Annotated in this window: 23 protein-coding genes; 2 read left to right on the forward strand and 21 right to left on the reverse strand. The window is 33.3% G+C overall.

All coding sequences use genetic code 11. The features are described 5' to 3' along the window. Nucleotides 1-23 precede the first annotated feature (23 nt). The 12 genes from CD035_RS07075 to metG form a co-directional block, all read right to left on the reverse strand. Nucleotides 24-668 carry a 50S ribosomal protein L25/general stress protein Ctc gene (locus CD035_RS07075; protein ID WP_048541952.1) on the reverse strand — a complete coding sequence of 215 codons (645 nt, stop codon included), beginning with the start codon at nt 666-668 and terminating at the stop codon, nt 24-26. 130 nt (nt 669-798) lie between these two features. Beyond that, nucleotides 799-1,761, reverse strand: coding sequence for a ribose-phosphate diphosphokinase (locus tag CD035_RS07080; protein WP_048541971.1), 963 nt, complete (start codon nt 1,759-1,761; stop codon nt 799-801). 46 nt (nt 1,762-1,807) lie between these two features. After that, nucleotides 1,808-3,166 (reverse strand): bifunctional UDP-N-acetylglucosamine diphosphorylase/glucosamine-1-phosphate N-acetyltransferase GlmU, encoded by a 1,359-nt coding sequence (gene glmU / locus CD035_RS07085; RefSeq protein WP_048541950.1) that lies wholly within the window; start codon nt 3,164-3,166, stop codon nt 1,808-1,810. Nucleotides 3,167-3,358: 192 nt separating this feature from the next. Further along, nucleotides 3,359-3,691 (reverse strand): septation regulator SpoVG, encoded by a 333-nt coding sequence (gene spoVG / locus CD035_RS07090; protein ID WP_037590328.1) that lies wholly within the window; start codon nt 3,689-3,691, stop codon nt 3,359-3,361. 56 nt (nt 3,692-3,747) lie between these two features. After that, a complete protein-coding gene (locus CD035_RS07095) occupies nt 3,748-4,125 on the reverse strand; it encodes a RidA family protein (protein ID WP_048541947.1) in 378 nt (125 codons plus the stop codon). A gap of 16 nt (nt 4,126-4,141) precedes the next feature. Then, entirely contained in the window at nt 4,142-4,966 is an 825-nt protein-coding gene (gene purR / locus CD035_RS07100) for a pur operon repressor (protein WP_025905573.1), read from the reverse strand. A 69-nt stretch (nt 4,967-5,035) separates the two neighbouring features. After that, complete coding sequence (gene ispE / locus CD035_RS07105) at nt 5,036-5,884, reverse strand: 4-(cytidine 5'-diphospho)-2-C-methyl-D-erythritol kinase (protein ID WP_048541945.1); 849 nt, start codon at nt 5,882-5,884, stop codon at nt 5,036-5,038. A 148-nt stretch (nt 5,885-6,032) separates the two neighbouring features. Then, nucleotides 6,033-6,296 carry a biofilm formation stimulator Veg gene (gene veg / locus CD035_RS07110; protein WP_025905575.1) on the reverse strand — a complete coding sequence of 88 codons (264 nt, stop codon included), beginning with the start codon at nt 6,294-6,296 and terminating at the stop codon, nt 6,033-6,035. Nucleotides 6,297-6,395: 99 nt separating this feature from the next. Beyond that, the gene (gene rsmA, locus CD035_RS07115; RefSeq protein WP_048541943.1) at nt 6,396-7,286 is read right to left on the reverse strand and encodes a 16S rRNA (adenine(1518)-N(6)/adenine(1519)-N(6))-dimethyltransferase RsmA; all 891 of its coding nucleotides are present in this window, start codon (nt 7,284-7,286) and stop codon (nt 6,396-6,398) included. A 4-nt stretch (nt 7,287-7,290) separates the two neighbouring features. Next, complete coding sequence (gene rnmV / locus CD035_RS07120; RefSeq protein WP_037590321.1) at nt 7,291-7,833, reverse strand: ribonuclease M5; 543 nt, start codon at nt 7,831-7,833, stop codon at nt 7,291-7,293. Between the two features lie 54 nt (nt 7,834-7,887). Further along, nucleotides 7,888-8,652: a TatD family hydrolase gene (locus tag CD035_RS07125; protein WP_048541940.1), complete on the reverse strand. Its 765-nt coding sequence runs from the start codon at nt 8,650-8,652 to the stop codon at nt 7,888-7,890. 21 nt (nt 8,653-8,673) lie between these two features. Next, entirely contained in the window at nt 8,674-10,674 is a 2,001-nt protein-coding gene (gene metG / locus CD035_RS07130; RefSeq protein ID WP_048541939.1) for a methionine--tRNA ligase, read from the reverse strand. A gap of 232 nt (nt 10,675-10,906) precedes the next feature. Here metG and CD035_RS07135 point away from each other — a divergent pair, with 232 nt between their 5' ends. Beyond that, nucleotides 10,907-11,182, forward strand: coding sequence for an AbrB/MazE/SpoVT family DNA-binding domain-containing protein (locus CD035_RS07135; RefSeq protein ID WP_025905580.1), 276 nt, complete (start codon nt 10,907-10,909; stop codon nt 11,180-11,182). Nucleotides 11,183-11,247: 65 nt separating this feature from the next. Here the strand turns inward: CD035_RS07135 and rsmI are convergent, their stop codons facing one another. The 9 genes from rsmI to CD035_RS07180 are packed head-to-tail and all read right to left on the reverse strand — an operon-like array spanning nt 11,248 to nt 17,580. Continuing rightward, nucleotides 11,248-12,090 (reverse strand): 16S rRNA (cytidine(1402)-2'-O)-methyltransferase, encoded by an 843-nt coding sequence (gene rsmI, locus CD035_RS07140; RefSeq protein ID WP_048541937.1) that lies wholly within the window; start codon nt 12,088-12,090, stop codon nt 11,248-11,250. Between the two features lies 1 nt (nt 12,091). Then, on the reverse strand, nt 12,092-12,340 hold the full coding sequence (locus tag CD035_RS07145; protein WP_025905582.1) for a GIY-YIG nuclease family protein: 249 nt from the start codon (nt 12,338-12,340) through the stop codon (nt 12,092-12,094). Further along, nucleotides 12,333-13,061, reverse strand: a complete 729-nt coding sequence (locus CD035_RS07150) for a tRNA1(Val) (adenine(37)-N6)-methyltransferase (RefSeq protein ID WP_048541935.1) — start codon at nt 13,059-13,061, stop codon at nt 12,333-12,335. The genes CD035_RS07145 and CD035_RS07150 overlap by 8 nt, the downstream gene beginning before the upstream one ends. A gap of 50 nt (nt 13,062-13,111) precedes the next feature. Beyond that, nucleotides 13,112-13,444: a DNA replication initiation control protein YabA gene (gene yabA, locus CD035_RS07155; protein ID WP_048541933.1), complete on the reverse strand. Its 333-nt coding sequence runs from the start codon at nt 13,442-13,444 to the stop codon at nt 13,112-13,114. A 14-nt stretch (nt 13,445-13,458) separates the two neighbouring features. After that, on the reverse strand, nt 13,459-14,265 hold the full coding sequence (locus CD035_RS07160) for a PSP1 domain-containing protein (protein WP_025905585.1): 807 nt from the start codon (nt 14,263-14,265) through the stop codon (nt 13,459-13,461). A gap of 4 nt (nt 14,266-14,269) precedes the next feature. Further along, nucleotides 14,270-15,196, reverse strand: coding sequence for a DNA polymerase III subunit delta' (locus CD035_RS07165; RefSeq protein WP_048541930.1), 927 nt, complete (start codon nt 15,194-15,196; stop codon nt 14,270-14,272). Nucleotides 15,197-15,248: 52 nt separating this feature from the next. Then, the gene (locus CD035_RS07170; protein ID WP_025905587.1) at nt 15,249-15,578 is read right to left on the reverse strand and encodes a cyclic-di-AMP receptor; all 330 of its coding nucleotides are present in this window, start codon (nt 15,576-15,578) and stop codon (nt 15,249-15,251) included. 33 nt (nt 15,579-15,611) lie between these two features. Then, nucleotides 15,612-16,232 carry a dTMP kinase gene (tmk, locus tag CD035_RS07175; RefSeq protein ID WP_048541928.1) on the reverse strand — a complete coding sequence of 207 codons (621 nt, stop codon included), beginning with the start codon at nt 16,230-16,232 and terminating at the stop codon, nt 15,612-15,614. Between the two features lies 1 nt (nt 16,233). Beyond that, a complete protein-coding gene (locus CD035_RS07180; protein WP_048541925.1) occupies nt 16,234-17,580 on the reverse strand; it encodes an aminotransferase class I/II-fold pyridoxal phosphate-dependent enzyme in 1,347 nt (448 codons plus the stop codon). Between the two features lie 107 nt (nt 17,581-17,687). Between CD035_RS07180 and CD035_RS07185 the strand changes: the two genes are divergently transcribed. Next, complete coding sequence (locus CD035_RS07185; RefSeq protein ID WP_048541923.1) at nt 17,688-18,053, forward strand: GNAT family N-acetyltransferase; 366 nt, start codon at nt 17,688-17,690, stop codon at nt 18,051-18,053. Nucleotides 18,054-18,114: the final 61 nt, after the last annotated feature.

Raw genomic sequence — 18,114 nt, forward strand, 5'->3', positions numbered from 1 at the left:
TTGGGTTGAAGATTTAAAAAATATTATTTTTCTTCTTCTGATTCTTCTTTTTCAGCTTCTTCTTCTGCTACTGCATCAGCTTCTTCAGCTGCAGTTTCTTCAGCATCTTCAGCAGGTTCTTCTGTTGGAGGAACTACTGTTACAACTGCTTCTTCTTTATCGTTTTCGATAGTGTATTTACCAGTTGCATCTAAGTCGCCTACTAAGTAGCTATCACCAATAGCTAATTCTGTAATATCAACTTCGATATTTTCAGGAATTGCATCTGGAGTAGTTGTAACTTGTAAGTCGAATAATGGTTGTTGAACTACGCCACCTTCAGAAGCACCAACTGATTCACCTACTAATACTACAGGTACGTCTACAGTTAATTCTTCTTTCATGTTGATAGCTAAGAAGTCAACGTGAGTGATTTGATTTTTAAGAGAATCGTATTGATAATCTGAAACCATAACTTTGATTGTTTTTGAACCAACACCTAATTCGATAACGCCGTTACGTCCAACTTCACGAATTGTTTTGATGAATTCAACTTCATCAACTTTAACAGATGTATTTTTAGCACCGTAACCGTATACGACCGCTGGAATAACACCTGAAGCTCTTAATTTACGTAAACTAGAACGAGTTTGTTTACCTTGACGGATAACTGACTTTAATGAAGTCATTATCTTTTCCACCTTTCATTTATGCGCGATATGCGCTCCTACACTTACCCATCAACAATAATCGCTGCTTGTAAGTGGTTATTTAGTCCATAAAAATGAACCGTTTGTTATTATACACGAATATTATAAATTAATCAAATAGCACACTAACAGATTCTTGTTCATATACTCTAACAATTGCTTGTGCTAATAATTCTGCTACAGACAATTCTTTAACGTTTGCAGGTTTTCTATCTTCTGGTAATTGAATAGAATTTGTAACAACTAATTCTTTAATTTGAGAATTTTCGATACGTTCTTTTGCTGGCCCTGATAATACAGGGTGTGTACAACAAGCATAAACTTCTTTTGCACCTTTTTTAACAAGTGCATCTGCTGCTAATGTAATTGTTCCAGCTGTATCAATAATATCGTCGATAATGATGGCAGTCTTACCATTAATATCTCCAACAATATTCATAACTTCTGCTACGTTCGGTTTCGGACGACGTTTATCAATAATAGCGATAGGTGTTTTTAGACGGTCAGCCATTTTACGCGCTCTTGTTACGCCACCATGGTCAGGTGAAACAACTACTGTTGATTCAGGATCTAAACCTTTTTCTAAGAAGTAATTTGATAAAATTGGTACGCCCATTAAATGATCAATCGGTATGTCAAAGAACCCTTGAATTTGAGGTGCATGTAAATCAAGTGCTATCATTCTGCTTGCGCCAGCTTTTTCTATAATATTTGCCACAAGTTTAGCAGTGATTGGTTCACGGCTTCTAGCTTTACGGTCTTGTCTTGCATAACCATAATAAGGCATTACAATATTAATATTTGCTGCTGATGCACGTTTACAAGCATCAATCATAATTAATAATTCCATCAAGTGTTCATTCACTGGGTTTGATGTTGGTTGAATAATAAACACATCACAACCACGGATACTTTCTTCAATATTAATTTGAACTTCACCATCAGCAAATCTCTTAACTGTAGATTTACCTAATGGGATCCCTACTAAATTGGCAACTTCTTGCGCTAATGGTTGGTTACCTTCAAGCGAAAATATTTTTAATGAAGAGTTCTTATATTCAGTGTTCAACATTTCTGTTCCTCCGATATCATTTTGACTCATGTTTTGACGGCTCCTTTTATTTCGTTTTATAATATCCTTCTTTTGTCGTTTGTCTAGCGCGACCTAGCGCCAAGCTTTCATTTGGTACATCATCTGTAATCGTTGACCCTGCTGCTATGAATGATCCATCTCCAATTTCTACTGGTGCAACTAGATTTGAATTACATCCAATAAACGCATCATCTCCTATAACCGTACGGAATTTATTCACGCCATCATAATTTACAGTGATAGAACCACAACCAATATTTGTTCTTGCACCTACTTCTGCATCTCCGATATAACTTAAGTGTGAAACTTTAGCACCATCTTTCAAGACAGCCTTTTTAGTTTCAACAAAGTTACCAATTTTCGTATCTTTGCCTAGTTCAGAACCTGGTCTTAATTGTGCAAATGGTCCTACTGTAGCGTTTTCGCCTACAACTGAATCTGTAATAACAGATTGTTTAATTGTAGCATCATCTTTAATTGTACTATTTTTGATGTCAGAATTCATTCCTATCGTAACATTTTTTCCTATAATTGTTGTGCCAGAAAGTCTTACGCCTGGTTCTACAACTGTGTCTTCACCAATTACGACTTGTTTCCCGATATAAGTTGTAGCTGGATCAATAATTGTTACGCCATTTAGCATATGTTGATGATTGATACGTTCTTTCATTTTCTGTTCAGCTTTCGCAAGTTGCACTCTATCGTTCACACCCATAATGCCGTCAACATCGTTCGTAATAAAAGCAGAAACTTTTTCATTTTCTTCTTTTAGGATGCGAATCACATCTGGTAAATAATATTCACCTTGTGCGTTATCATTGTTTACTTTTTCGAGTGTTTCAAATAACTTTTCATTATCGAAAGCAAATATACCAGAACTGATTTCATTAACTTCAGCTTCAGCAGAAGAAGCATCTTTTTGTTCGACAATTCCAGAAACCAAACCATTTTCATCGCGAATGATTCTGCCGTAGCCAAACGGGTTGTCAACTTTTGCAGACAAGACAGTTGCTACTGCACTTTCAGACTCATGAAAATCTAATAAGTTTTTAATCGTTTCGTCACTGATTAATGGTGTGTCTCCACATACAACAATTGTTGTGCCTTTTTCAGTACCTAATATATCTTTAGCAGTCTTTACTGCATGTGCTGTTCCTAATTGTTCTTCTTGATGTACAAACTGAGATGCATGACCGATTGCTTCTTTGACATTTTCAGCACCATGTCCAACAACTGTTACGACTTTATCAACACCTGCATTTTTCACGCTATCTATAACATGTTGAACCATTGCTTCTCCAGCTACTGTATGTAGTACTTTGTAAAGTTTAGATTTCATTCTTGTACCTTTACCAGCAGCTAATACAACTGCATATTTTTGCATTGCAAATACCTCCATTTATACACACTTTAGTCTATTATAATTTAATTGACCGCATAGTATCAAGAAAGACTTCAAGTAAACGTTTCCTTATTAACAAATCCATTATAATGAAACATAAAAAAACAGCAGTTAAAATCACAAGATTTTAACTGCTGTTTATCAATATACGTGAGCTGAGTACTTTAAATATCGTTATTCTTCTTCACTGTCTGATGCTTCATCGCTATCCTCTGAATTTGAGGCTTCTTGAGCTGATTTTGGAATAATGACTTCATCTGTTTCATCATATACTTTCATAACCGCTTCTTGAATTTCTTGTCTCATTTCAGAATTAATGGGATGCGCAATATCTCTAAATTCCCCATCTGGCGTACGCTTACTAGGCATAGCCACAAACAGTCCTGAATTTCCCTCGATTACTCTTAAGTCGTGAATAACAAAAGCGTCATCTAATGTTATAGAAACTAATGCTTTCATTCTTCCATCCGTTTGAATTTTTCTTAATCTCACATCTGTTACCTTCATGATTTGTGTGCCCCCTGTTTTGTCTATTTAAAGTAGCAGCATCATATTAATTGAAGTTAGTTATTTATTTTTGCAATCATTTCGATTTCAACTTTAACATCTTTCGGTAAACGTGCAACTTCTACACAACTTCTAGCAGGCAAATGTTCATTAAAATATTCGCCGTATACGGCATTGATGTCTTGAAAGTCGTTCATATCTTTTATAAAAATTAAAGATTTAACGACACTTTCTAAAGATGCGCCACTTTCTTGAAGTACTACTTTTAAATTTTCTAGTACTTGCTTAGTTTGTTCTTTGACATCTTCAGAAACGACTTCACCTTGTTGATTTAACGGTATTTGACCAGAAGTAAATACTAAATTATCTACTACTACTGCATGGCAATATGGTCCTAAAGCTTCTGGAGCATTTGTTGCGTTAATACTTTTCATGTTGATTACTCTCCTTTTAATTAAATCTTTTTAAACAGTTGCCTTCTTCTACTGAAAATTGCTGATTGTACTCGTCTACGTCAGATAGCCTAACTAAAGATGTATAATCTTCAATCAATCGATGTTTAACTTCTTTTGATTCTACAAGTACTGATACCCCTTTTACTGTAGCTTTAAACTCATTCATCAAATTGATTACACCATTAATAGATCCGCCTGCTCTCATAAAGTCATCAACAATCAATACATTCGAATATTCAGGCAATGTTCTTTTTGATAAAACCATTGTCTCAATCTTTCTAGAAGACCCAGATACATAGTTTATCGATACTGTAGATCCTTCTGTTACTTTATTGTCTTTTCTTATAACTACAACTGGCAAATTAAGCACTTTCGCCACGGCATTTGCTAAAGAAATACCTTTTGTTGCTATTGTAACTACCGCATCAAGTTCTTCATCCATGTACATTGTAGCGATTAACTCTCCTACTTGATTTAATAGTTTAGGATTACCTACTAAATCCGACATAAATAAATAGCCACCTGGCAACAGTCTTTCTTTTTCTTTTAGTAATTCACACAATTTTTCAATCAATTCACGTGCTTCTTCGACGTACATTTTAGGTCGGTAAGTTACACCGCCACTTGCACCGGCAGTCGTTTCTATAATACCAAGTCTCTCAGCAGTAAACGTTTCTTTAATAATTTGTATGTCTTCACTAATAGACGACTTTGCCTGACCAAAATGATTCACAAAATAAGTCAACGGCACTAACTCGTTCGGATGTTTCAATAAATATTGTGTCATATAAACGATTCTTTCACTTCGTTTAAACCTCATTTATAAAACTCCAATCTCTATTCCGTATTTTAAGCTTAATTATACTATAATCGTTCGCATTCCTCAAAGCTATCCGAGCAGTCTCGCGATGTATACATCGTTACAACATCCCATCAAAGCATTATATACTTGCTTAGCTTGTCTTTCTTTTTGAACAAAGCCATATATAGTCGGGCCACTGCCACTCATCAAAGCAGCATCTACACCAGTATTACTCATAGTATTCTTCAATTTCTCAACCTCTGGATATAGTTGCATCGTGACTTTTTCGAGGCTATTACCGAGCGACTGACACATTGAGGCATAATCGTTATTTTCAATTGCCTTAAGACATGCTTGTGTTTGTACTTCATCCTTGTTTTCTAAATCTAACGCACCGTATATTTCAGGCGTTGAAACACCTATATCTGGTTTCGCGATAACGACCCATGCTGAAGGTGGTTTAGGTAAGTGCGTAATTTTCTCACCTCTACCTTGGCATAAAGCTGTTTTTCCATAAATACAAAACGAAATATCAGATCCAATTTCTGAAGCCAGCTCACTTAATGTTTCTAAAGATTCATTAATTCCCCATAATTCATTCAAACCTCTAAAAGTAGCGGCTGCATCACTTGATCCACCAGCTAAACCTGCTGAAATCGGAATGCTTTTTTCTAATGAAATCTTCACACCTTTTTTAATATTGTATCTATCTTGCATCAATTTTGCTGCTTTATATGCTAAATTTCTATGATCACTTGGTACAAAATTATGTTCTACATCAATAATGATTTCACCATCGTCTCTACACTCAAATGTTAATCGGTCATTTAAGTCGATGGTCGTCATAATCATTTCCACTTCATGATATCCATCTTCACGTTTATATAACGTATCTAATGTTAAATTAATTTTTGCTGGTGCAGTTTCATAAATCATATACTTGCCCTCTCTAAAACTTATTATTATGATTTTACCATAAATAAAAGTTAGAAAGTATTAGCTTTATTCTATTTTTTGGCATAATAAAAAACCCTACGCCATATCACAGTCATATCGCGTAGAGTTTTTTATTAAATACTTTTAATTATTGAACGATGAATTCTTCTTTATGTTCATTCATAAAAGTTACTTGGACATTCTCAGTTAATACATCAGTGTATGTATAAGATACACGCTCAAAATTATGTTTCTCTTGATCTAATTCGACCACGAAAACTGATGGATACGTTTCCTTAAGCACGCCACTTCGCTCAATTAACTTCTTACGTCCTCCATTAGCTTTAAGTACAATACGATTTCCTAATTGACATTCCAATATTTTTTTGATGTCTACTAAAGTCTTCGGCATATTGACCCACCTCGCTATAAATAAAATTATACTACGAAAGCGGATTTTTGTCAAATAAAATTTAAATTTTATCAAGTTGATAAAGTAATGTCAATATATTTACACAGATAAATTCGGGTATTTTTTCAAATTGTTACAAAGATGTGCATATTCTTGTATTGTTAGCGTTTCACCACGTCGCTTAGGGTCTATGTTTGAAGCATTTAGCCATTCGACGATTTCATCTTTATGCAGTTTACCCTCTTTAATTGTATTAATATAATTGTTCAAAATTGTTTTTCGCCTTTGTCCAAAAGCACCTTTTGAAAGCTTGAATAGAAGTTTCTCATCATCTACTTGGACGATCGGTTCAATGCGTTTCGTTAATTTAATAACAATAGAATCAACATTTGGTGGTGGCATAAAGACAGTCTTCGGGACGATTAAAACACGTTCAGTTTCAGTGTAATACTGACAAGCTATTGATAACGAACCATAACTCTTACTACCTACTTCAGCGTTTAAGCGTTCTCCTACTTCTTTTTGCATCATGACAACATAGCCATCTATTGGCAAATCATTTTCTAGTAAATTCATCAATATAGGTGTCGTAATGTAATAAGGTAAATTGGCAACCAACATAATTTTATCGCAGTCTTTTAAGTGCGTTTCAATTTCTTTTTTGACATTGGCTTTCAATATATCTTCATTTACAACTGTTACATTGTCATATGGACTTAACGTATCTTCTAATACAGGTATTAACCTTTGATCAATTTCAAAAGCCAATACTTTCTTTGATGCTCTCGCTAATTGTTCAGTAAGTGAACCCATTCCTGGTCCAACTTCAATAACACCTGTATTCTCATCTATATCACTAGCAGAAATAATTTTTTGAATAATATTTGTATCGATTAAAAAGTTCTGACCTAAACTCTTTTTGAATTTAAATCCATATTGATCTAATAACGCTTTTGTACGTTTAGGTGTTGCTATATCTTTATCGTTCATCGTGTCACTCCTCTTTATATCCCAGTGCTTCTTTTACATCTTTCTCAGTATAACCGAAGGCATTTAATTTGTTTAGCAATTGTTTGCCATTTGAATGGCCTATATTTAATTTACTGCATAGTATTTCGCGTTTTCTTCTAGCGTCTGGTCCTATAATTAAACCAAGGTCAATTAAGACTGCTTTATCAATTGTTTCAATGTCCGCTTCTAATGGAGAACTCACATTTGTAAGTGCATCTTTAATTGTTTCAATTGAGGCATGCTCTACGCCTATTTTTCCTCTTTTATTTTTAGCTTTATCTCTTGGTATAAATGCATGTTTCACACTAGGGATATACTGCTTGATTGTATTTCTAATTTTATCACCTGGGAAATCTGGGTCAGTTAATACAATAACACCACGTTTTTCATGCGCTTGTCTTATAACTTCTAGAGTTTCTTTTGATATTGCTGAGCCATTTGTTTCTATCGTATCGCAATCTACTGCTCTTTTAACATTAACTGTATCATCGCGTCCCTCAACAACAACAAATTCATTTATCTTCATATTCATTTCCTTCTTTAAAGATGCCCCAAAACAACCGTTTTGGGGCATCATATTTTATAATTTAAATAATCTTTCAGCATTTTCTGTAGTAGCTTTACATACTTCCTCGTATGAAATTCCACGCAATTCAGCAATTTGTTCTGCAACAAGTTTTACACGTGCAGGTTCGTTTCTTTTCCCTCTATAAGGGTGAGGTGATAAGTATGGTGCATCTGTTTCAACGAGTAACCTATCTAAAGGTATATGTTGAGCTACTTCTTTTGGTTGTTTCGCATTTTTGAACGTGACAGGTCCACCCAATGAAATATAGAAATTCATTTTGAGTATTTCATCAGCTATTTCGTTTGAGCCACTGAAACTATGCATAATTCCGCCAACTTCACTTGCATTTTCTTCTTTTAAGATATCAACGCAATCTTGAGTTGCTTCTCTATTATGAATAATGATCGGTAGTTGGACACGTTTCGCTAATGCGATTTGCTTTCTAAACACTTCTTTTTGGATATCTTTAGGCGACTTATCCCAGTGGTAATCTAACCCCATCTCACCTATACCGATGATTTTTGGGTGTTTAGACAATTCTTCAATCCATTGTAGGCGTTCTTCCGTACAATCAATTGCATCAACAGGATGCCAACCTATAATGCCATATATAAAATCATACTGGTCTATTAATTTCATCGTTCTTTCAATCGTGTTCGTGTCGAAACCAACAACGAACATTCTATCGATACCTTCTTCCAAAGCTCGATCGATTACTTCTTGTAAATCTTCATCGTATTGATCCGCATTTAAATGGACGTGTGTATCTATTAACATTCGAATCTTCCTTTCATTACTTTACTTAATGATAGATCCGTTTTGTATTGCATTTGGTAAACCTACTAAAGTAAGTGTGCCGTCTTTCTCAGCTGATAAAATCATACCCTCTGATAATTCACCACGTAATTTTACTGGTTTTAAGTTCGTAACGACCGCTACTTTTTTACCTACAATATCTTCAGGTTTATAAAATTCAGCTATACCTGAAACAATTTGTCTCTTTTCGTTACCTAAATCTACTTTTATTTTTAAAAGTTTATCTGATTTTTTCACATAGTCTGCACCTGTAACAGTAGCAGCTTTGATTTCTACTTTATCAAATTGATCAATTGTGATTTCTGGTTTAGATGGCACTACTTCTTCCTCAGCAGTTTCAGCTTCTTCTTCAGATGGTTCTGCAGTCGTTCCACCTTGCATAGAATCTTTGATGAATGCCACTTCTTGCTCTACATCTAATCTAGGGAAAATAGGCTCAGGTTTTTCGATTACTTTGATATCTTGATCAATAGCGCCATATTGTTCAATACTTTCAAATGTATCAAGTTTACCTTTTTCCAAGTTTAATTGACGGAAAATCTCATATGGTGCATGTGTTAAGAATGGACGTAATAATACTGCTGCAAATCTAATGTTTTCAACTAAGTGAATCATGACATTTTCTAGCATTTCACGTTCATTTTCATCTTTAGCTAATACCCATGGTGTTGTTTCATCAATATATTTGTTTGTACGACTAATCAACTTCCAAACTTCTGCTAAAGCAACTGAGAATTGCATGTTTTCCATTGATGAATAGAATTTATCTTTAGTATCTAAAGCCATTTGTTCCATTTCTTCATCTAATGGATGTAATTTGCCTTTATATTTAGGAAGTACGCCATTAAAGTATTTATTAACCATTGCTATTGTACGATTCACTAAGTTACCTAAGTCATTAGCTAAATCGTAATTTGTTCTTTCAACGAACGCTTCAGGCGTAAATACACCATCTGCGCCAAATGGTAATTCTCTCATGAGATAGTATCTTGTTGCATCTAAGCCGTATTTATCAATTAAGACGTTCGGATCTACAACATTACCTTTAGATTTACTCATTTTACCGTCTTTCATCAAGATCCAACCGTGAGCAAATTCACGTTTAGGTAAAGGTAAGTCTAAAGCCATCAATAAGATTGGCCAAATAATTGAATGGAATCGAACGATTTCTTTAGCCATTAAATGCACATCTGCTGGCCAATATTTTTTAAATAGCGTATCGTCATCTGATAAATAACCTAACGCAGAAATATAGTTCACAAGTGCGTCAATCCAAACATACACAACGTGTTTAGGATTAGAAGGTACTTTAATACCCCAATCAAAAGTCGTTCTAGAAATCGCTAAATCTTCTAGACCTGGTTTAATAAAGTTATTGATCATTTCATTCTTACGAGAAATAGGTAAAATGAATTCCGGATTTTCATCGAAAAATTTGAGTAAACGATCAGCATAGTTATCTAATTTAAAGAAATAACTTTCTTCTTTCACAAGTTCTACTTCATGACCTGAATCAGGACTCTTACCACCGACGATTTTGCCACCTTCATAAACTGGATCGACAAGTTGTGTTTCAGTATAATATGTTTCATCTGGTATTGAGTACCAACCTTCATACTCACCTAAGTATATGTCACCTTGTGCTAATAACTTTTCGAAGACTTTTTCGACAACTTGTTTATGTCTTTCTTCAGTAGTTCGAATAAAATCATCATTAGAGATATCTAATTTCTTCCATAAAGATTGGATACTTTTAATAATGCCATCTAAATATTCTATTTCAGATAAGCCCGCTTCTTTAGCTTTTTCTTGTATTTTTTGACCATGTTCATCTGTACCAGTTAAATAATGAACATCATAGCCTTGTAACCGTTTATATCTAGCAATTACATCACCAGCAACCGTAGTATACGCATGACCTATGTGTAAATTCCCGCTCGGATAATAAATCGGTGTCGTAATGTAAAAAGTCTCTTTCGTCATCAGCGTTTCCTCCTAATATCTTATCTATATAATATACCGAAAATTAAGCATTTTTTCAATATTACCTGATTATGGTATAGAGATAACAATTGTTTTATATTTCAAAAATTAAACGCATGCAATATATTGTTATATTGACATTTTCTTGAATTCATATTAGTATACTATTTATATAATTGTCGAATGAATGTCGAATTAGATAATTATGGTTTTATTAAACGGAGGTAAAAAGATGAAATCAACTGGAATCGTGCGTAAAGTAGATGAACTAGGCCGTGTAGTAATTCCAATCGAATTACGACGCATATTAGACATTGCTGAGAAAGATGCTTTAGAAATTTATACAGATGACGATAAAATTATCTTAAAGAAATACTCACCTAACATGACTTGTCAAGTTACTGGAGATGTTTCTGAAGACAATTTTGTTTTAGCTGATGGTAAAATTGTCTTAAGTAAAGAAGGCGCTCAGCAACTAATTAATGAGATTGAGAAAAAATCAAAATAATAAAAGCTGCATATAAAAAAAGGAAATTTAAAGTACATCATTTACTTTAAATTTCCTTTTTTTGTTTATTCGTCAATATGATACGCTTCGTATACATCTCTTTTTTTCATTTTTCTATCTACTGCTACTTGTTTGATAGCATCTTTTGATCTCATTTGATGTTCATTTATATAAATTTCGACATGTTGAACGAGATCTAAGTCTTCCCACCAATTATCCACTTGTGTCGATTCATCGATACCTTCAATCAAGATGACGAACTCACCTTTTTGAGGTATGACCTCATTTGATAACATTTCTTCAATGACCTTTATTTGATTCGTTTCCACTTGTTCGAATTTTTTAGTAAGTTCTCTTCCAATTGCTACTTTTCTTTCAGGATCTATCTCAGCTATTGCTTGTACCGTTTGTTTAATTCTATAGGGTGATTCATAAATCATAGAAGTTGATTCTCTCGTCATCCATTTTTCCAATACATCATGTTTTTCTTTCGCATGTCTAGGTAAAAATCCTAGAAACACAAATTTATATGATGGTAATCCACTTGTCATTAATGCTGTAATAGCAGCATTAGGCCCTGGTATTGTTTCAACACGATAACCAGTATCCCTAACTTGATTCACAAGTTCATAACCAGGATCACTTATACAAGGACAGCCTGCATCAGAAACGAGCGCAATATCTTTGCCCTCTTCTAATAACCTCAATATTTGCTCAGATGACTTATCTTTATTATGTTCATGGTAAGACTTAAGAGGCGTTTGTATCTCATAATGCTGACAAAGCTTACCTGTAACACGTGTATCTTCACAAAAAATATAATCGACTTCTGTTAACATTCTAACCGCACGATAAGTGATATCTTCTAAATTTCCGATTGGGGTTCCTACTAAATATAATATAGACATATTACCCCTCCTTAATAAGCGCTAATTTTTGTTTTCTACTTAACTGTTTTAAAGCATATTCTCGTTTTAAAGCTTCGGATTTATTATCGAATGTCTCATGATATACAAGTTTAACAGGGCGTCTCACTTTAGTATATTTAGCACCTTTACCTTCATTATGGACTTTTAACCTTCTGTCTAAATCTGTTGTATAACCAGTATATAATGTTTGATCCTTACACTCTAATATATATGTATAATGGTTAACCATAATATACAACCTTCATTTCTTTTGAATAATCTCCATTTTCATCATAAATATAAAATGGTTGTTCAACTTTCAATCCTGCTTGACCACCACTTCTACCTTCAACTAAAATCGTAACCGCTTCTTTTTTATTAGGTGTACTATATACCATTCTTAATCTTTTAGGTTCGATTTTATATTGTCGAAATGCGCTTAAGACATCCATCAGTCTTTCCGCTCTATGGACCATTGCAAGTTTACCACCTTGCTTTAACAAATGCTTACTTGCTTTTAAAACATCATCTAATGTGCAATATATTTCATGTCTCGCAATTTTATGTGCTTCCTTTTGATGCTGTATTTGTTGATTTTCTTTAAAGTAAGGTGGGTTTACGGTTACAACATCAAATGTTGAAGGAGGATATGAGGTTGATACATTCTTTAAATCCATTTGATTGATAGATATTTGATCTTCTAATTGATTATGAGATATCGTTCGTTTAGCCATATTCACTAAAGCCTCTTGAATTTCTATCGCTTCAATACTAGCTTGAGATTTGTGAGCCAATAATAAAGGAATAATGCCATTACCAGAACATAAATCCATTACTTTATCTTTATTTCGTACCTTTATAAAATCTCCTAATAACAATGCATCTGTTGAAAATGAAAACACATCATCATTTTGAATAATTTCAAATTCTTCTCTTAATAATTGGTCGAGTCTTTCTCCCGAATTCAGCATTTAAACACCTCACTTAAAAAATCAGGCATATAACATGCCTGATTTTCTTATTATCTATTCAATACTTCTAAACAAAATAAACAATCTTGTCCTTGTCTGTGTTTACCAAACAATTCTCCTCGACAAATATGAAAACCTTCATGATATAACATTGCTAAGTTATCTTTACTTTGAAGTGGCTTTAATTTCTTGTTTGGCTTTTTTTGTTGATTGTCTTCACTTGTTTCCATTACACGCTTCAAACTTTCATTCTCCAATTGAAGGGCAACATTGTCTTCGACTAATTCAACTGCCTGGTTTTTCAACTTTTCCATATGTTCATTAATTTGCTTAAGTTCATTCTCTAATGTCATAATCGTTTCAAACAACTCGTCCCTATTCACAATATAATCCTCCCTTATGAATGGACTTCAAGTAATTCATCAAGTTTATAATCAAAGAGTTGTTCGAAACCTTTCACTTTAACTTGCATTGTTATATCTAAAATATTTAATCCAACAACTTTGCCATCACCCTCTGGCGTCACAACAGTTGTACCAATATCAGGCAATTCATTTCTAACCTCTTCATAATAATCATTTTCGTATTTTAAACAACACATTAAACGACCACAAGCACCTGATATTTTAGTTGGATTTAATGATAAGTTTTGATCTTTAGCCATTTTAATTGAAACAGGTTCAAAATCACCTAAAAATGTTGAACAACATAATGAGCGACCACATGGACCAATACCGCCAAGTAATTTCGCTTCGTCTCTCACACCAATTTGTCGTAACTCAATTCGTGTTTTTAATTCATATGCTAAAGATTTTACTAAAGTTCGGAAATCTATTCTATCATCAGCTGTAAAATTAAAGATGACTTTACTTTTATCTAATGTATATTCACAATTAACAAGTCGCATATTAAGCTCGTGAGTTGCTACCAACTCTTTACATAATGCCAAAGCATCGTCTGCATCTTTTAAGTTATCTTGATATTTTTGAATATCAGCTTCTGTTGCATGACGGATAACTTCTTTCAATGGTAAGACAACATCATCTTTACCTACATGGCGATTTGTTAATTTTACTTTACCAAGTTCAATACCACGTTTAGATTCAACGACAACTAAGTCATTTTCTTTGAAACGTTCCCCATTTGGTGAGAAATATTCTTTCTTACCAGCTTTTTGGAATTGAACACCAATTATTTCATACATTTAATCACCTCTTCCCATTTATAACCATTTGTTCTAATACTAACGTTGCATTAACGTTTTGAGCTAATTTACGGTTTGCTTCCGTTATAACTTGTATATAATTCGAAATGTCATTTAAAGATAAATATTGACTGATCTCTTTAATTTCCACTTCTAAATCTGGATATGCCATTATCGTATCTATTTGGATTTTGGCATGTAATAAATCTTGAAAATAAGCATTCAAGCTATTTAAAAATAATTGCTGTAACGGGCGTGTATTAGCAACTTTTATGCAATCGATCAAATATATCATTGCCATCTGTGTATCTTTTACCATCAATTCAGCAAGTTTCGTTACAGTTTTTCTAAGCTGTACAAAAAATTGTTCTTCTGTAAGAGCAAGTGCTTCTTCTTTATCAGAAGTAACAAAACTCAATGTATGCGCAATTGCAGAAGAAATACCAGACAGTTTTAATTCTTCTATATAATTTTCTTTAGATGCAGGTTTAAAATGAACAAGTTGGCATCTTGAATGTATAGTTGGCAATATTTGATCTTTCTTTGTTGTCAGTAACAGGGCAATTGTATTTGGAGGTGGTTCTTCCAAAAATTTAAGTATACTATTTTCACCCTGTACTGTTAGTTTATCAAAAGCTTCAATAATGTAAACTTTATATTGACTTTCGATTGGTTTTTGATTCATTTTTCTTAGTAATTCTTCTATTTGTTGTTTCTTTATCGTCGTTTCATCTGATTGAATATATACAAAATCAGGATGATTTAAATTTTGAACTTTAACCACACAACTTTGTTCTGATTCACATAATATTTGTTCAGCAAAATATAAAGCTGTAGATTTCATTTCAAACATATTATCTCCCTCAAATAAATAAGCATGAGATAATTGTTGTGCACTTAATAAATGATCAATCTCTTTGGTTAATTGCATATTTTACGCTCCTTGCAATAAAAAAGCTGCTCAAACGGCAGCTCATCAGTTCTTAAAATTGATGGAATTGTTCAATTGGCATAACGAATACAGTTGCGCCACCTACTTCAACTTCTACAGGGTAAGGTATATAAGAATCCGCACTACCGCCCATTGGTGTGATAGGTGAAACAAGTTGTTCACGATTACCACAAGTTCCATCGATAACACGTAATAATTCATCTACACGTTCATCTTTGACACCGCATAAGAATGTTGTATTTCCAGCTCTTAGAAATCCACCAGTTGTTGCAAGTTTAGTGGCTCTAAAATTCTTTTCTATAAGTGCTTCTGACAAGTTTTGACTATCTTGATCTTGGACAATCGCTATTACCATTTTCATATCTAAACACCTCTTTATTTATTATATCATATTTTAATCTTGTTTCAGATATTTTACTATCGTAGAATATGCATCTTCTACAACCTTTTCTAATGGTTGCGTGGCATCAATTACTTTAATTCTATCTGGATACTCAGCAATTAATTTTTTGTAACCTTCTGTAACTTTGTGATGAAATTCTATTTTTTCATTATCCAAACGATTCGCAATACGTTGATTATCTTTAATTCGATTTAAACCAACTTCAGCAGGTACATCAAAATATAATGTTAAATCAGGATAAAGGTTATCAATCGCAAATTCATTAATTGCCTTAACTTCTTCTACCCCAATTTCACGTGCGTAACCTTGATAACTTAAAGAACTATCAACAAATCGGTCACATAATACCGTTCCACCTTTATTAAGTTGAGGTAAAATTTTCTCCACTAAATGTTGTCTTCTAGCAGCAGCAAAGAGCAGTGCTTCTGTTCGCTCATCCATGTCATCATCACTATCTAACAACAAATTTCTAATCGCTTCACTTATTTTGATACCACCTGGCTCTCTAGTCAGTAAAATATCATAATCTTGATTTAACTTTTCATAAACTCTATGTATAACCGTCGTTTTGCCAGAGCCTTCTGGACCCTCAAACGTAATAAATCGTCCCATTTTATTGTTCATCCTTTACCTTGATTTGCTTGTTTAATATACCTTCCACTCTACCACCTCTATCAATCCATTGTAAAAGAGAATCCACTATTTCTTTACGAATATTTTCTCCTTTTAAAATGACAGGTATACCTGGTGGATAAGGCACAATATCTTCAGCAGCAATGTAGCCATATGATGTATTTAAGTTCATCATTTTTGTTTTTTCAATATCGCTGTATTTATACATTGTACTATCTGTTTGATATGGTAATTTAAATTGTACTTCCTCTTTGAGTTGATGCTCAACATTCAGTTTAATATTTCTAACACGATCAATCATATCTTCAAATGGGAACTTATCTGATTCATGCCATAACGGTAAGACCAATAACACAAATTTATAATCACATAACTCTACATAGATATGCACACCTTCAAATAACTTTTGAATTTCAAATCCACTTAATCCCTTATAAGAAACAATTAATTTAAGAGGGTCCTCTAGACTACCCACTTCAAACCCAACATTCTCCATCGTTTCAATGAATGTTTGTCTCTTGAACTTAAATTTTTGATCATCAAACTGCTTATAAAATTTTTCCGCACTTTCTAAACTAGCCATAATGAGATATGAAGGGCTAGATGTTTGTAACATCTTCAAGTACTGTTGAATATCTGCTTTTATTTCTAAATCCTCTTTCATATATATAACAGAACCCATTGTTAAGGCTGGTAATGTCTTGTGGTAAGACTGCACGACTATATCAGCACCATATGTCATAGATGATTTAGGGAAGTTTGAACTAATATCAAAATGTGCGCCATGCGCTTCATCTACCAATACAGGAATTTTATGTTCTTTTAAAATTTTAATACTTTCTTCAATATCAAATGTTTCACCATAGTAATTAGGATAAGTAAAAATAGCTAATTTAATATTATTCAAATCTAAATCCTTTAATGAAGCACCGTTATACTGATTTGTCTTAACTGATATTGCCATAGGCATAAACTTAGCATCTTGCCTCGTTAAATTCAAAGCATTAAATACTGATTTATGCGCATTTCTAGGAATTAATACTTCTCCCTCTAAATGTGCCACTGCATAAATTGCTGATAGTATACCAACCGTTGTACCATTAACGAGATACTGCCCATAATAGCCAGGATACCTATTCAATTCAGACATACTCATCTTTATACAAGATTCTGGTTGATGTAAATCATCAAGCCCAGTTATTTCAGTCATATCCATAGCAAGATTTATCTCATCTAAATAACCAATTGTATGATTATGATGTCCTGGAACATGTAGTGAAATGGCATCATGATTATTTAGAGATTTTAATTTTTCATTAATATTCATAAGGCTACCTCTTAATTTTTAGTCTTTATCATTATATCAATGATAAAGACCAACGTCATTCCTGTAATAATTAAAATAAGATATACTTAAAAAAAGGAGTGAGTAAAATGTTTATTAGAAATGCAATTGACACAGATATACAATCTATTTATGAGATTGCTCAACAAGAAGGTTGGAAAACATTCAGTATTGAAAAGATCCAACAATTGCTTATTACTTCTCGTATTATTGTAATAGAAGTAAATAATGAGGTTGTTGGCTATACTAGATTCTTAACAGATGAAACTGTCACATTATATATTACAGAACTCGTCGTTTCAAAGACTCATAGAAAGAAAGGATATGCTAAAGCACTTATAGACTATTTATTAGCACAATATCCTTCTGTTCGAATAGAATTATTATCAGAGAACAATTCGTTTTACGAGAAATTACATTTTAGAAATATTGGAACTGGTTATAGACTACCTTAAAAAAGTACAAAAAAAAGAGACCTAACAGGTCTCGAGTGCGGCTCATCGCATCCATTTATAA

The sequence above is a fragment of the Mammaliicoccus sciuri genome, from assembly GCF_002901825.1.
Classification (GTDB): domain Bacteria; phylum Bacillota; class Bacilli; order Staphylococcales; family Staphylococcaceae; genus Mammaliicoccus; species Mammaliicoccus sciuri.